A 16,403-nucleotide genomic window follows, 5' to 3' on the forward strand; every position below is an offset into this window, starting at 1 on the left:
GTCATGCAAGCATTTAGTCAAGCTTACTGTGCTTTTTTTCTAGATAAGTTAGCGAGGCTTCTAAAGCTTCATAGCGCAATGAATAGATATTATCATTGGCGACTAAATCCAATACATTACACTTTTCGAGCTGTTGATGTGTTTGCTTATTTGGGCACAATAAAAAAACTTCACATTGACCATCTTGAGCATCTTTTACTGCGTTTTCTAGCGCAAGTCCTACCGTTTCATCAATCATAGGGACATCCGTTAAATCGAGGATCATGACCTCAAAATCTGCAACACTGGTATGCTGACGAGAAATAGCTTTTGATACACTAAAAATCATCGGCCCTGATAAGTAAAAAAATAACACTTTACCATTCGCTTTATCGAGTAAGCCTCGTTCAAGCACAGTTAATGGCACATCATTGCCATCAGCATCACTAATTGCTTTAACCTTTCTGGCCTGCTCTCGACTTAAACGCTCAATAACAATGATATTAGAAATGAAGACACCAAGACCTACAGCGACAATTAAATCAACAAAAATAGTTAATAACATAACACCATACATAATGGCCATGCCCTGAACACTGACTTTATGAGCACGTTGAATAAAGCTCCAGTCAAGGATATTAAAACCTACATAAACGGCAATCCCCGCTAACACAGCCATGGGGATAGGCTCAGTTAGACCTGCAGCCACTAACACCACTAATGCAAGTACCAAGGCGCGAATGATACCTGACACAGGTGAGCGTGCACCCACTTGAATATTAGTCACGGTACCCATAGTTGCGCCAGCGCCTGGTAAAGCACCGAACAAGCCAGAGATCATATTAGCGATACCTTGTCCGCGTAACTCCCGGTCGGGATCATGTTCTTTTCGTGTTAATGAATCACCAATCACAGCAGTCAATAAGGTATCAATGCAGCCAAGTGTGCCCAGGACCAAAGCATCTATCACCATAGTAGTAAAGATGTCGACGTTGAAATGAGGAATAACTAAAGAAGGTAAACCTGCCGGTATCTCACCAATTCTGCGGATGTCATCGCTGTTGAAAAAAATTAAAGAAAGTACAGTAACAACAACTAATGCGACCAGTTGAGCCGGAACATATTTGCGGTAATGTTTAGGTAAGTAAAATAAAATACCTAAAGTAAGTGCCCCTAAAAATAATTCACTGAACTTAATATTTGCGAGTATATTAGGCAGTGCTGATAAGCTTCCCGTAACGCCACCAGAAGGTGTCTGATGTCCTAACAACGGAGCTAACTGCAAGATAATTAAAATAACACCTATGCCTGACATAAAGCCAGAAATCACACTATAAGGCATTAACGTAATATATTTTCCGAGCTTTAGTGTGCCAAGTAACATCTGAAATGCACCGGCCATCATCACAATAGTAAATGAAATTGCCATGCCTGTTTCTGGATATTTTGCCATCATGCTGGTTAATATGGCTGTCATAATAACGGTCATTGGACCGGTAGGCTCTGATATCAAACTAGATGAACCACCAAACAATGCGGCAAAAAAGCCAACCATTATCGCGCCCCAAAGCCCAGCTTCAGCGCCAGCTCCTGACGCAACACCAAAAGCAAGTGCTAAAGGCAAAGAAATAATTGCGGTAGTTACACCACCAAACATATCTCCTTTGAGATTGAACTCTTTAAAACGATTTCCAAACACCGCGCAAATCCTTACTAAAAAAGATGATCAGGCCAGATAACATTTTATCTGACCCGTAAACAGAAAAACATAGAACCTAACGAATATGATTCAACTTAAGATCGCACTCAAAATTATCCATTTGTTGAACAAGATTTACTCGGTCTTTGTCGAAAAAATTAACATGACCCAATTTTCGTTGCGGTTTTACTGATTTATTGTACCAATGCAATGTTGATAAAGCTGAAAGCGAAGTCATTGGCGGTTTTTCATTACCGATTAAATTAATCATACCCGCTGTGCCAAGTAACTCTGTGCTACCTAGCACTAAGCCAGCAACCGCTCTTATATGATTTTCAAATTGGCAGGTTATACTCCCTGCTTGTGTCCAATGTCCACTATTGTGAACACGAGGTGCTAATTCATTGATCATTAATTCACCATCAACGACAAAGCACTCCATCGCCAGAACACCAACATAGTCGAGGGCATTTAATACGCTTTCCATATAAGCTTGAGTTTTAAGCGCTAGCGTATTATTTTGATCTATAGCGGGTGCAATAGATTGCAGCAAAATACCGTTTTTATGGGTATTCTCTGTTAAAGCATAATGTTCGATATTGCCATTTTTTGAGCGAACCGAGACGAGAGATATTTCTCGTTCAAACTTTATCCAAGCTTCAATAATATAATCTTCGATGTTTAAACGGTCAAAGTCTTCAATATCTGCCAAGGTTTTTAGAACCCATTGGTTTTTACCATCGTAGCCATCACTACAAGATTTAACCACCATAGGTAGCTGTAAGACTTTCAATGCTTCACTAGCTGGCAACGAATAAGCAAAGGGTGAAGTGGGTATTGATAATTTTTCTAATAATTGCTTTTCTCGATAACGATGCTGACAGGCAGAAATTGCTTCAATGTTTGGCAAAACATCACAATATGCTTGCAGAGCTTTAAGCAATTCTATATCTACTTGTTCTTTTTCTACGGTAATTACATCAGGCTTTCCAAGGAGGTTATAAAGCTTATGAATATTTTGCTCTTCCTGCCAATTTTTAGTCAGTGTAACCACTCGACCTAAACCGTCAACACAATCAGTTACTTGCTGGAGATTATCATTAATAAAGCTGAATTTTATCCCTAGTGGCAGTCCTGCAAGTGCCAACATACGAGAAAGTTGTCCACAACCTACAATGGCTATGCGCATTATTCTACCTCCCATGAGACACTTTCACTTTGCTGTGAACGCCATATTTGTAGCTTGCCTTGCAGTACCGTATCATTAATAGCAAGGATTTGTGAGGCCATTAACCCCGCATTAAATGCGCCTGCTTCGCCAATACCTTGGGTGGCAACTGCAACGCCTTTAGGCATTTGTACGATAGATAATAGACTGTCAATTCCTTTGAGTGCTTTGCTCATTACCGGCACACCAATAACAGGTAACCAAGTTAATGCGGCAGCCATACCGGGTAAATGTGCGGCGCCACCAGCACCCGCTATAATCACGCTGTACTCTTTATCGGCATTCTCAGCAAAGTCATATAAACGTTTAGGGGTACGATGGGCTGAAACAACCATAGCTTTATACTCAATGCCCAGTGCTTCAAGAACTGTAACCGCATTTTTCATCACTGGCCAATCTGACTGTGATCCCATGATAATTGCGACTTTAATTTTTTTCATTGTAAATGGCCTTATTTTTAATGGTTAAGCGCTGGCTTGAGTTAAACATCAATCCGCTAATTAAATATTCTGACAGTTATATTATGACAAAAAAGATAAATAGATAAAAATTGATATTACCTATAGTATAAATAGATAAAAATCTATTTGATGGGGTGTAATTATGAAATCAAGGCTTCATGCTCATGTTGGCACAATCAGACAGCTGGAAATATTATTGTCAGTTCATGATAAAGGTAGTATTAAAGAAGCGTCAAAAGCACTTTTTCTAACGCAACCAACGGTATCAATACAAATGAAAAAGCTTGCAGAGGCAATGGGAGCTCCTCTATATAACTATACCAATAGACAAATATTATTTACGGATATAGGCCTAGAGTTAGTAAAAACCGCGGTAGAGGTACTTGATAGTTTTTCACGACTTGATATGGCGATAGGCAATATTAAAGGTTTTAAGTCTGGCACCTTAAGGTTGGCTGTTGTCACCACTTCTAAATATTTTATTCCCCATTTGTTGGGACCTTTTTTAGAAAAATATCCAGATATAGATATACAGTTAAATATTGGTAATCGACAACAAACCATTGATCGCCTAAAGCAAGGTATTGACGACTTCTATGTGTTTAGTCATCCGCCATCTGATATTGAAACTGAGTCGATTGAATTTTTAACCAATCCGCTGGTAGCCATAGCACATCAAGACCACCCCATTGCTAAAAAGAAAAACCTCACTTTAAAAGATTTAAGCAAGGAACCTTTCATTATGCGTGAAAAAGGTTCAGGTACAAGGTATGCCATTGAGGAATTTTTAAAGCATCATAACACTAAGCTAAATGTAAAAATGACCATTGAAAGTAATGAAGCAATTAAACATCTGGTGATGTCAAAGCTTGGCATCTCAATATTATCAGCGCATACCTTAATGTATGGTGGACAAAGTGGACTAGTGCGTTTACCAATAAGTGAACTGCCAATAAATGCTCATTGGTTTTTTGTTTGGTCTAAATCAAAACGTCAAACCTTATTAGCGGCTGAATTTCTTGCTCATATTGAAACTAATGGCCGTTCATTATTACAAAAAGAAATGATATCAAACGATATTTTATCTCGCTAAATCACTGTTAAGTTAGCCTGCTGAGTAAAGTGGGTTAAACGATTGGCCAATTAAATCAATATTTTCATAAGGTTGATACCGGTTGAACAGCCAGGTATTTCACCTTTTGATAAAATAGCGCATGCACCACATTATTAGCGAATAGAAGCAATTAAACACCAAGTACTTGTATTACCTACCAATGATAATCGTTCCTTTCACCATACCTTAGCTTACTGTCGTATAAAAGCACCGCTGAACAGCATGGTTAAACTGAGCCATAATACCCCTTTACTCCCTAACGGCTTATCAGTAATTCATACGACTAAAAAAAACAGTTGTCCACTTTTAGTTGATAATAAAACAATTACAATCGACTTTAATTGCAGTAAATAGTTAGTTATAAATAACACAGCTAAGCAGTTAACAACGATGTTGTCTAAGCGATAACATCGCTGTTAACACTTTGGCGCTGAGTCATAGTAAATAATCATTTTTAAAATTAAACGAGGCACTTATGGAATTAACAATTACCGATCTGAAAATTGAACTTTCGTCAGAAAACTTGTCGCACATCCGAGATAAAGCACGTCACATGTTTAATAAATTTTATGATCGTGTTCAAGTAATAAAAGTGACCGTTGATGATATTAACGGCCCCAAAGGTGGTAAAGATAAGCACTGTAGAGTGGTTATTTACAGTAAAGGTATGCCTGATATTGTTGTTACTGATAATCAAAGCTCTGTAATGTCAGCGGTGAATATTGCCCTATCAAGAGCAAGAGCAAGTTTTTTAAAAAAGGTAAAGCGCCAGCAAAAAAATTATCCGACTTGGTCTCCTAAAAGTGATATTGAACTCTCTAAAAGGGTCGAACTAGAGCGTATTGAATTAATGGTGAACTAACAATGCTAACCCCTGTGTTCACCCATTACCGATAAAATAACGAGTAAATAACACAACTTATTTACTCATTTATTTAATGGCTGGGTTAGTGAACACCATAACGCTAGAAACTTAAATAATAATAGTTATATTGGCGCATGGGGCATTCAATAAACACATTATGTAAAAGGAGATAATCATGTTCGCAATATACACGCCAAATGGACGAAGCTTTTCAGGCCCACTGGAAGAGCTCTATCATATTCAAAAAACACAATTGACGGAGCAATCACGAAGTTTTCAGGAACTCGATGAGTTTTCACCTTTGCTAAAAAAAGGTTATTCGCCGCCCCCAAAAGCCATTGATGCTTATAAAGATGCTATCAGTAAAACTGAGACAAAAGAGTTGATATGTCACGCTTATCAAATTATGACTTACCCCGTTGCCGTAATATCAGCCAGTGATACTTTAACGACGGTTATTAAGATATTTACCGAGCGGGCATATCAAGAATTTCCAATTGTAAATAGCCAGCAACAACTTATGGGGAGCTTATCTAGACAACAACTTTACGAATATCTTTTAAAGCATGGCACGGATGTTGATAAAAGTGCAAAATCAAAAAGCGTCGCTGATTTATTTCTCAATGAGCATTCTAAAATTTATACCGCAGAACCAGTTACAGACATCCGACGTATTGCGGTCCTGCAAGTAAAAAATCGTTTGCACACAATTCCTATTTTAGAAAACAATGGCAAAGTAGTGGGCATTATTTCACGTACCGATATTATAAAAGCAGTAGCTATCGACCCTCCGTTATCATTGTGGTGTTAACGAAGAGAGGATAAAAGAATGCTTTAAAAAGATGGCCGTTTGCCGTTAACACAATAATAGCGGGGTAATTGTCGAGCTGTTAAATTAACTTCCCAGTATTTTCAGCGGTAATGACAACGCACTGTTGCCGGTTTGACCAACAAACCAAATAATGCCACTTAGCCCGCCTAATGTAATGACATACCATAATACTGAGACAATTTGAGCATAACGGTTTAGGGGTAATAGGTCACTCAAATGTCGACGTTTATATTCAAAGAAAATTTCTATACTACCAATAGCAAGTAAAAAGCCTAATAGCGCTAAACCAAAGTGATAACTAATATAAACACCTAATGCAGCACCTAATACACAAGCAACTAAACCAACTCGGGTATTAATTGAAAAGGCAATACTCTTGAGTATGTGTCCACCATCTAAGGGTAATACCGGCAACAAATTAAATAGATTAAGTAAGGCATTAAAAACCGCTAAACCGGCCAGTATTTCTAAATCGGTTAGCCAGTAACCTACCAAGCAAACAATAGAGAGTATTAGGCCAAAGAAAGGGCCCATTATCGAAATAACAACATCTTGCCAGCGGGTATTAATTTTATCGTCGCTCAATGCTAAGCCTCCGACAAAGGGAATAAGGTAAATACCTTTGGTTTTCAAACCAAAGTATTTCATCGCCTTAATATGTCCATATTCATGAAAGACGAGACAAAGAATAAGTGCTATGGCAAATTCAATAGAAAATAACCAGCTATATGCGGCTAAACTACCCGCAGCAAATAGCACTTTGATGACTTTGGCACTTTTTAATAATTTCAAGCCAAGTCCAGCCATGCCAATGAAACTAAATTTCATCGGCTGCTTGCTAGCTTTGCTAACTTGGCGTTGTTCTATATCTTTTTCAATGAGGGTATCTTCTTGTTGAAGTTTATTATCAACAAAAAGTTGGTATTTAAGCGCAAATGGCTGCCAATGCAGTGTGCCCTTAAGTTCTATATGTAATTCACCTTGCTCACTTTGTAGAGAGAATTGATGGGTAAAGGTATCGTTGCCATCGACTGCGTCGATTTGTGAGACACACTGGTCGTCCCAAAAAAGTTGTTGCCATCCCGCCATTGAACCTTCTAATCGTAGTGTTTTATTCAAACACGTTACTGCTAATAGTTGCACTTTATAAACTCAGTAAATAGAACCTTGCCCGATTATCACTATATTTGGAGGGGCAGCAAGGTTTATTGCCACTATTATTGATTTATCGGCAAACAGATAAGCGGGTAAAAAGTTTTTTATTCGCATCGCGATAGAAAAAGCCAGCTAAAGCTGGCTTAATAGTAAACAATTGATTAAGTATCAGTAGTTAAAGCAATACTTTACAATAACTTTACTTAGGCATTAACACTGTATCAATGACATGTATGACACCGTTACTTGCTTTAACGTCAGCAATAATCACTTTCGCATTGTTTATCATTACATTACCGCCATCTACTTTCACCATCAACATTTGGCCTTGTACTGTAGTAGCACTGTCTACTTTAACAACATCTGTAGACATCACTTTTCCAGCAACGACGTGATAAGTTAAAATCGATACTAATTTATCTTTGTTTTCTGGTTTTAATAGCATTTCAACCGTGCCTGCAGGTAACTTTGCAAAAGCTTCATCCGTTGGTGCAAATACAGTAAAAGGCCCTTTGCCTTTGAGTGTATCGACAAGTCCACCGGCTTTAACTGCAGCAACAAGAGTATTGAAAGAACCATTTGCAGCAGCTACATCAACAATGTCTTTTTTCATACCATGGTGTTCTGCATGAGAAGTCGGCATAAAAGCTAAGCTGGCAACTACGAGTAAACCTGTTGTAATAAATTTATTGAACATGTTAATTCCTATTTAATGGATAATATTTAGTTTCAGCCAATATTTACGTACTGTTAAACAATTAAGATCAGTTTACTTAACATCTTTATAATAAAAACGGATGAAATATAACCACACCTACCCTATCTACTAAAAAATCCATCCCTAAGGCTACAAGTATATCGTCACCTTATTCTTGAGTAATAGCCTCGTCTCAGCAATGAACTATGGCAAAAACTATAAAATTTTATTATCGAAGTTCAAGGATAACGTCTAAGTAATCAAGACTAAATTACCTTAATAAATTTGCGAAAATACTTAAATAAATATATTTTATAAGGTGTTTATGAAGGGTTAGATTATTTAAATTAATAAGTGAGATAAATAAATGTCAAAAAAATCAGCTAGTGATATCCCTCAAGAAGCATTTGACTGGTACGACGAATACGCTCATGGCGGTATGGATCGCAGAAGCTTTATGGCAAAATTAGCGACTTTAGTTGCAGTGGGATACTCAATGACAGTGCTCACATCAGCATTGCTTCCAAATTATGCCCTAGCCGAACAAGTTTCTTTTAATGATGATGAAATAAAAGCTACCTATGAAACTTTCGATTCACCCGAAGGTTACGGTAAAGGTGCCGGCTACTTAGTAACACCAACCAACAAAACAGGAACCTTGCCTGTTGTTTTAGTTATTCATGAAAACAGGGGCCTAAACCCCTACGTAAAAGATGTTGCTCGACGTTTAGCTAAAGCCGGGTATCTTGCCTTTGCTCCAGATGCTTTGTTCCCCTTAGGTGGATATCCTGGTAATGATGATGAAGGCAGATCTATGCAAAAGTCGATGGATGCTGAAAAAATACAGCATGACTTTGTTGCAGCAGCAAAATTCATCAAAAAACATCACAGAAGTAATGGAAAGCTTGGTGCTGTTGGCTTTTGTTTTGGTGGTTACATAGTCAATTACTTAGCCGCAGTGGAGTCTGATTTGATTATTGCAGGCGTACCTTTTTATGGCACACCAGCCAAAAAAGAATTACGTAAAAATATTAAGGCTTCGTTACTGATTCAATTGGCTGAACTCGATGAAAGGGTTAATAACTCTTGGCCTGACTATGAAAGTGACTTGAAAATTGTTCAAGCCCCCTATCAAATGCAGATCTATAAAAATGCCAAACATGGCTTTCATAATGACTCAACCAGCCGTTATGATAAAGAAAATGCCGAGCTTGCCTGGCATCGCACCCTAGCCTTTTTTACTGAGAAGCTGGTATAAAAATCATCTAAAAACACTTTATTAACGAGTTAAGCGAGCAAAGTCATCAATAAAGTAGACTTGTACTCGCTTAGCTATATTTAGCGTTTAGCGTTTAAACTCTGATGCTTTACTCCATTGTGGCCACACATTTTCTTTGGAAAGCTGATAACCAATGTCAAAAAATGCTTGCATATCTTCTTCGGCGCCAGAAAGATCCCATGTATCATTATATTCATCACAAAGGTTGTGATAACACTTACCAAGACTTTCCTTTAATTGAGTTCGCAACACTTTAGTCGCTTCATCAACGGCAGTTTCTCCCGTTTTAGCATATAACGCCGGAATGCCGATATTTGCAAAGGCAAAGTGATCAGAGCGGTAATAGATACCCGCAGCAGGACGAGGATCCCCGGCTATAGTGCGGTTTTGCTTCTTCGCTGCATCACTAAGAAAGTTATCAAGTTCTGACTGCCCTAATCCATAGACAGAGACATCACTACTTCGACCATTCACCCCTAAAGCATCCATATTAATATTTGCAACTGTCTTAGCCGCTGGAATAATAGGATTAGCCGCATAAAACTTAGAACCTAACAACCCTTGTTCTTCTGCAGTTACTGCCATGATGGTAATGGAACGCGCTGGTGCAACAGGCAATTTAGCAAAGGCTTCAGCGACTTCAATAAGTGCCCCAGTACCCGATGCATTATCGACAGCGCCATTATAAATTTGGTCGCCAATTAAGCTGGTATCTTTGCCTAAATGATCCCAATGTGCGGTATATAAAATATGCTCATCAGGCTTAACGCTTCCAGGTAAAGTGGCGATAAAGTTATAAGACACTGATTCTTTCACGGTGTTATTTACGGTAACAGAGGCTGTTAAGTCACCCATATCAAGATGATAACTTCCCTTGGCAGCCTCAACTTTAGCCTGTTCGAAGTTGACACCGGCTTGAGTAAATAATTCTTTGGCAACATCGCTATTTATCCAACCTTCAACCGCAACACGGTCTTTATTTTTGTCTTCACGCACAAAGCCAAATTGAGGACCAGACCACGAGTGTTCTACTACCGACCAATCGTATGATGCCGGAGCGGTTTCATGAATGATGATCGCACCTTCAGCACCTTGTCGGCTAGCTTCTTCATATTTATAGGTCCAGCGCCCGTAATAGGTCATCGCATTACCGTTGAAAAGTTTAGCGTCTTGAGTTGCAAAACCCGGATCATTAACTAAAATAACAACGGTTTTACCTTTAACATCTAAATCTTGGTAATCATTCCAGTTGTACTCTGGCGCGTTAATACCGTAACCAACAAAGACTAATTCTGAGTCTTTAAGTTGTTCAAGGTTACTTATGCGAGCAGAGCCCATTACCATATCCGTTCCGTATTGATAGTCTTTATCACCAATTGACAATGTCATGTCTGGTGATGCCTCAATTGATACCATAGGTACAGCCTGCAGGAAACTATTACCATTGCCTGGCTTAAAACCGATTGCCGTTAATTGTTTAGTTAAGTAATCAAGCGTAAGCGCTTCACCTTTACTTGACGGTGCGCGCCCTTCAAACTCATCTGAAGCAAGTACTTTGATATGCTCAATAAGTTGTTCTTTGTTAATGCTTTGATAACTCGCCGCAACATCTACTTCGGTATTTTTTGAAACATTACTTTCTTTGCCACAGCCACTTACCAGCGCTAAAGTAAATAAGGTTAAACCTATTTTATTTTTCATTTTTTATACTTTTATTAAGAATGACACTTGGATTATAAACGAGTATTGGCGGCGTTTGATAGACTTAGTTGAAAAGTTATAGTCAGCAAAGAGTTAACTAGTTAATAAAGTATTAAGTCAGTAAATAAACGCATAGTATAAGCAAGGTCATCATATGAATAATCTTAAAATGATGACCTTGTGTACAAGCGCATAATGTTTGAGATTACCAATCACTAAATGAGATTGGCTTCTAATGATCATTTTTGCCACTTTTGAGACATTAGCACTAATGCGATAAAACTGAATTCGGATTAGTATTAATAACACTCCATTAATAGCCAATTGCTATTTGTCATGCTTAGATGTCTTTTTATTTTTTTATCAGAAAATAATAATGAGAAGTCGCCGTAATAGCCCAAACTTAAAATCAATTTAACTATTATTTAAACAAAACCTAACGCATAAATTAACCGGTAGTTGTGTTTCACTGAAGAGTATCCGTAACATGATAGAAATAATGCATTAAAAATTATATGAAGGCTAATGTCAGGAAGGTACAAAGCCGAACTAATATTGAAACTAAAAAGCAGTCTATAGAAGACTGCTTATAGCCCAAACTCTCAGCTTACAATTTTTATGCAACGCTATGTAAATTCAAAGGTAGTTTGACACTAAACTTATTACAGATTTAAATCTACAGAGCACTTTTTCGTTGATATTTCCAAATTACGCAAGTTCAAAATAGTTTTCACACAGCCTGAGCCAAAAGCTGACATTAACTTTTGAGTTACTAACGGCTGTTCAGAGCCTATTGCGGTCCTTCTAATTTAAATGCTTTTGTTTATTTGTACCCAAAATCTTACTAAATATTTAGCATCCGATTACGTACACAATCTCAAAAGCGGACATTAGAATCATCTAAGGTCCAGATAAAGTAGAGTTGTTAAATCTAAGGCGCTAATGAGATAGTGCTAACCGTCACTATTGCCACAAAGACGACCTAATTTAGATTTGAATTTATCACAATAACTAGTCCGCTTTGTACCAATATAGTCATTCAATAATAAGCTGGTAACGCTAACTTTATGCGAATAGTTTGTGTTCTATTAAACCTTTATTTTCACTTAATTGTGCCCAAAAATAGAAAGTCGTCTATTTGTATTTAAGTAAGCAATTCTCATTTATAATATTTTTATGGCGATATAATATAAAAATGCAGCCAAGGATGAAAATAAAGTATGTCGGTGGTTCAGGAACAGTAATAAGCTCAGCATTATCAATTATTTTCGCTTTCCCTTCTCCTTTAGTATTCCATACATATAAGTTTTGACTAAAATCACCATTTACTAAGTTAGTAAATTTAATATTATCAAGCAGTAAGTTAGAGCCAGAGACAATGTCGTCAAATTTAAATTGAAGATTTAATAAATCACCGGGGTTTAAATCTAAGTCCAACCAGATTTCTTCATAATTCCAGCCGTTTGACGCCGTATCACCGTCTATAGAAAAAATAGTTTCTCCATTAGCAAATACATCAAAAACTCCTTTTTCATCTTCAAAAAGGTAGTCGAATGACAGAAAAGCAGAATCCTCCCATGCAAAATACTGATCTATGCTTACGGGGCTTCCTGTAATAAGGTTAAGTGTTTCATTTTCAAAGTCAGAAGACCCCTGAATGAATAAAGAGTCATTATTCAGAGAAAAGTTCATCGAACCTGAATGAGAACTTGTGAACCAGTTACTTGTAAAACTAGATTCAAAGTCTAAACCTAATAAACCAGATGTTGAGAAATTTGCATCATCAAACACTTGAGTATAATCAAAAGGTAGGGAGGTTTGAGACAATGGATTAAGTACCATTCCATTATCCACAAGAAGTTGAATTTGTTCTAATAATTCAGAAAAATCAAGACCATTTCCCGCGGTGTAGCCTTCAGCTTCCAACATTTCTTTCGCTTCTTTAGATAAGACAACTGTAAACTCACCAGTGCCATAATTATAAATAGTATTAAACTCGATATTTTTGATAGAACCCTCTGGTGAAGAACCAGAAATCACTCCACTCTCCTCCTCAATATTTCCAGTAAATTCATAACCTCTATTTATAAAAGTAGATGTCGCTATTAATTTCTCTAACGCCGATACAACTAGATTGGGCAATTCTAGTGGGGCTAAATTAATTGCGAGTGTAGGTATATTTAACTTTAATGTTTGATTTATTGTTAACAATGTTTCTGTTATTACGGTATAAATTGTACTTCTATTAATAAAACTAGCTCCTATATTACCTATTAAAACTAATAGCTCTGCATTTGTTTGGTTACTCGCATACTTTAAAATATTTAATCCGGCTTCTGCAGTGTTATATCGTCCTTTCGCATCTTGAAAGAAGTCTTCTAAAATTAAAGCGCTTTCAATTGATTTTGAATGCTCGCTTTTCATATCTTGATACATATTATAGCTAGCAGTGTAAATTTGCGATTCACTAACTGCTGCGGCATAAGCTGTTGCAATTTGTACTTCTCTGACGGTTGAAAAATCATTGGAAATAATCGTGGAGGCTACAGTGTCAGCAAAAGATTTTAGGCCATCTCCTATGCCGTCAAGCACGACAGAATTTACATCAAGAATTAATGATGCATTTATATTGATTTGTTTTAGTGTCTCTGAAATTTTATTATCATGAACAATACTTTCTTGAACATCAATTTTTAATGCTTCTAAAGTGTCTGGGGATTCTAAGCTTAAGTTGCTACTCATCACTTTATTGTATGATTGAAGGCCAACATAAAGTTCTGTTGCTAACTGTACATTTTCTACTAATACATTATTTTCTTTATCTAATGCAGAAAAATCTTGAGGGTTATTTACATTTGTTAATGTGTACTCCTTACCTTCATAACTTAACGTAATAAAACTATTTGCAACAGAGTCAATCGTAAAAAGCATTAAAATGCAGAACAAAAATCCCTTTATCATTATATAAATCCATTTTAACCGAAAACAATCAATATACAAATATTGCACCAAGTATCATAACCACCTAATAAACAATGTATTTTCATATTTAGCATTATCAACAATAATAAAGATGTAAAAGAACCTGACATTAGTTTTCTTGTTAATAAAAGAGTGGACTTGGTTTAAAATGGTTCGGGTTTCACTAATTTAGTCTGCTCCTTTCACCAAAAAAATGCTCCCATGATTTGCCGTCTCTAGTGAGGATGTATGGCAAAAGTTAACGTTCTGAGATGAAATCTCACTACCTGTAATTAACTTGGAAGCGGACGTTAGTTATAACGATGTTGTAGCTTCCGCTTTGCGCACTTACTTGTCGTTAGGATATCTTTTGAAATAGCCATTTTTTAAAGCAAAACTAAAAATTTATACAACGGACTACTCTAAGGTCAGTAGCTGCTACAAAAGAGACCTTTCCTAACACCCTAAATCAGCAGCCAAAAGGTCTTCTCTGATACGAATATAGTTAACATCAATAGTTTCTTAGGTTGTTTTAGACATCACATAAACAGAGGTTTACCTTTATTCTGACAGGCAACTAAGCCACCATTGCAGACACTCGACAGGAATAATATTATAGTTAAAATCATGAATTAGGCTCAAGTAGTGTTAATTCTTTAGAGGTAATCGTCAGAAGTCTTTATTCATATGGCATAACAAAGGATTACTAATCCTATGCTGCTACTTTAAGTGGAAACAACCTAAACTACCAATCATCAGAAACAAAAAAACACTGATTACTACAACCAGTGTTTTCTAGAATCGAATCTTAAAAAACTATATTAAGATTGTTTCTTAAATCGACGTGATGCTAATCCAATTAAACCTAAAGCAAATATAGCCAATGTAGTAGGTTCTGGAACACTTGTAGAAGATGCTGTATATAATACCGCAGTATTACTCAATGCTAGGATTTCAGCACTATTATTTGAACGGAAATGCTGATGGCCTTCAGAACCATCATAGTTCTCAATTCCTACCGTAGAATAAGAACCATCTCCCATTACAGCGCCAAACTGAATTTCTATGTTGTTGCTCATTTCATGTAAAATAATTTCAAAGGTATTACTTCCACCACTTCCAAAATGAGGAGCATTATAAAAACCAAAAACAAACTCCTGGCTACCCGCTACGCCCATTGTTTGATAGTATAAGTTACCACCATTTAAATCATTCCAAAACCCAGCCACTATACCGTTAACAGAGTCATTTGAAGGAATTGTTCCGCCGCTACAACATCCACTACTACTCGCTGAACCGCCAAGATAGATAAATCCGTTTGAAGAAGCATTAATTGAATTTTGTAAAATATCGTAGAAATTAAAATCAAATCCTATAGCAATATCACTTGAAACTTGGTCATCACCTAAAAAGACTTCAGTACCTGTAGAAGAAATATTTCTTAGGTCAGAGCTTACGGCACTAGACGAATAAATTATTCCAGCATTTGCTAAACTACAAACCGATAAGATAATAGCTGCAGAAGCTAGCTTTAAGAATTTAAATTTCATTTGATATTCCTTTCACTTTTTGAATGTTAATTTTAAGACGTTATCATAAAATTATATTAGTTCGACATATCCCCTTACAAAGCACAAAGCGAGCCACACTTTAAATTCCCTTACATTTCAATAAAATAAGTTTTAACGTGGGTTTTAAAATAATGGTGTTGTATAAAAACCTGACACATCAGCCTGCTGAATTAACTGAAAAATCCTTATAGACATAAATTTAGATTGGGTTTAGTACAAAATTGTCAATACGTTATTGAATTCACATACAGCTGTAGATAAATCTTCACATATTCATTTTAAATTACATGAAACACATATTTAAGTAGTGTAATAGATTAAAACTTTCTGGTGCTAATTATTGTAATCCATTACATCAACTACGAGAGAAACCAGTAAAGTAGTCACATACTATCCACCGAGCAACTGACTTGTAATCAGTTAGTATGATATATCATCCGTTCATATCAATATAAACTCAAGTTGTTGATTTTATATTATAAATCCAACTACCATAGATTAATTGATTTCGAATAAAGCAAGGGGCAAAGCTTAATAGATGCGTACTAACGGAGTTTTGTCCGTTGCTAGTGAATTGGAAATCCACAGTCGGCTCTGAGCTTAAACTTGCCCTACAAGTGAGCAGTAATTTTGGCTAATATTGCCCTAAATATGCTCCTGAATTTGTAAAGGCTTAATGTCCGCAATTGGCTAATCAGTGACCTTAAGAACAAACCAGAGTTAATGTCAGGAATGCGCCTTGAGTTCAAATGGTCAATGCAATGCTATCCTTAAACAAAGGAGCGCAGCTATGAAAAGAAGAACTCGTATTATCTATACTGCTCAGCAAAGAGCATTAATGTGGGAAAAATACCAACAAGG

General features: G+C 36.7%; 12 protein-coding genes. 4 read left to right on the forward strand and 8 right to left on the reverse strand.

The window, feature by feature from the left end:
* Positions 1 to 13 precede the first annotated feature (13 nt).
* From H4J69_RS10285 to purE, 3 genes are all read right to left on the reverse strand, one after another.
* Complete coding sequence (locus H4J69_RS10285) at positions 14 to 1,636, reverse strand: SulP family inorganic anion transporter (protein ID WP_220465297.1); 1,623 nt, start codon at positions 1,634 to 1,636, stop codon at positions 14 to 16.
* Between the two features lie 118 nt (positions 1,637 to 1,754).
* A complete protein-coding gene (locus H4J69_RS10290) occupies positions 1,755 to 2,867 on the reverse strand; it encodes a 5-(carboxyamino)imidazole ribonucleotide synthase (protein WP_182245082.1) in 1,113 nt (370 codons plus the stop codon).
* Positions 2,867 to 3,346, reverse strand: a complete 480-nt coding sequence (purE, locus tag H4J69_RS10295; RefSeq protein ID WP_182245083.1) for a 5-(carboxyamino)imidazole ribonucleotide mutase — start codon at positions 3,344 to 3,346, stop codon at positions 2,867 to 2,869. The genes H4J69_RS10290 and purE overlap by 1 nt, the downstream gene beginning before the upstream one ends.
* A 163-nt stretch (positions 3,347 to 3,509) precedes the next feature.
* Here purE and H4J69_RS10300 point away from each other — a divergent pair, with 163 nt between their 5' ends.
* The 3 genes from H4J69_RS10300 to H4J69_RS10310 all read left to right on the forward strand — a co-directional run bounded on the left by H4J69_RS10300 (position 3,510) and on the right by H4J69_RS10310 (position 6,157).
* A complete protein-coding gene (locus H4J69_RS10300; protein WP_182214287.1) occupies positions 3,510 to 4,460 on the forward strand; it encodes a LysR family transcriptional regulator in 951 nt (316 codons plus the stop codon).
* A gap of 496 nt (positions 4,461 to 4,956) precedes the next feature.
* Positions 4,957 to 5,343 carry a hypothetical protein gene (locus H4J69_RS10305; protein WP_182245084.1) on the forward strand — a complete coding sequence of 129 codons (387 nt, stop codon included), beginning with the start codon at positions 4,957 to 4,959 and terminating at the stop codon, positions 5,341 to 5,343.
* A gap of 178 nt (positions 5,344 to 5,521) precedes the next feature.
* Positions 5,522 to 6,157 carry an HPP family protein gene (locus tag H4J69_RS10310; RefSeq protein WP_182214285.1) on the forward strand — a complete coding sequence of 212 codons (636 nt, stop codon included), beginning with the start codon at positions 5,522 to 5,524 and terminating at the stop codon, positions 6,155 to 6,157.
* Between the two features lie 84 nt (positions 6,158 to 6,241).
* Here H4J69_RS10310 and H4J69_RS10315 read toward each other — a convergent pair whose 3' ends face one another.
* Positions 6,242 to 7,321 (reverse strand): site-2 protease family protein, encoded by a 1,080-nt coding sequence (locus H4J69_RS10315; protein ID WP_182245085.1) that lies wholly within the window; start codon positions 7,319 to 7,321, stop codon positions 6,242 to 6,244.
* A 211-nt stretch (positions 7,322 to 7,532) separates the two neighbouring features.
* Positions 7,533 to 8,030, reverse strand: a complete 498-nt coding sequence (locus H4J69_RS10320) for a fasciclin domain-containing protein (RefSeq protein ID WP_182245086.1) — start codon at positions 8,028 to 8,030, stop codon at positions 7,533 to 7,535.
* Positions 8,031 to 8,397: 367 nt separating this feature from the next.
* Here H4J69_RS10320 and H4J69_RS10325 point away from each other — a divergent pair, with 367 nt between their 5' ends.
* Complete coding sequence (locus H4J69_RS10325) at positions 8,398 to 9,288, forward strand: dienelactone hydrolase family protein (RefSeq protein ID WP_182222165.1); 891 nt, start codon at positions 8,398 to 8,400, stop codon at positions 9,286 to 9,288.
* An 87-nt stretch (positions 9,289 to 9,375) separates the two neighbouring features.
* On the opposite strand, the gene H4J69_RS10330 is transcribed toward H4J69_RS10325, so the two are convergent.
* The 3 genes from H4J69_RS10330 to H4J69_RS10340 all read right to left on the reverse strand — a co-directional run bounded on the left by H4J69_RS10330 (position 9,376) and on the right by H4J69_RS10340 (position 15,521).
* Entirely contained in the window at positions 9,376 to 11,010 is a 1,635-nt protein-coding gene (locus H4J69_RS10330; RefSeq protein ID WP_182245087.1) for a M28 family metallopeptidase, read from the reverse strand.
* Between the two features lie 1,134 nt (positions 11,011 to 12,144).
* Entirely contained in the window at positions 12,145 to 13,971 is a 1,827-nt protein-coding gene (locus H4J69_RS10335; RefSeq protein ID WP_182245088.1) for a hypothetical protein, read from the reverse strand.
* Between the two features lie 821 nt (positions 13,972 to 14,792).
* Positions 14,793 to 15,521 carry a PEP-CTERM sorting domain-containing protein gene (locus H4J69_RS10340; protein ID WP_182245089.1) on the reverse strand — a complete coding sequence of 243 codons (729 nt, stop codon included), beginning with the start codon at positions 15,519 to 15,521 and terminating at the stop codon, positions 14,793 to 14,795.
* Positions 15,522 to 16,403: the final 882 nt, after the last annotated feature.

This window comes from Colwellia sp. BRX10-9 (assembly GCF_014077405.1).
GTDB lineage: Bacteria > Pseudomonadota > Gammaproteobacteria > Enterobacterales > Alteromonadaceae > Colwellia_A.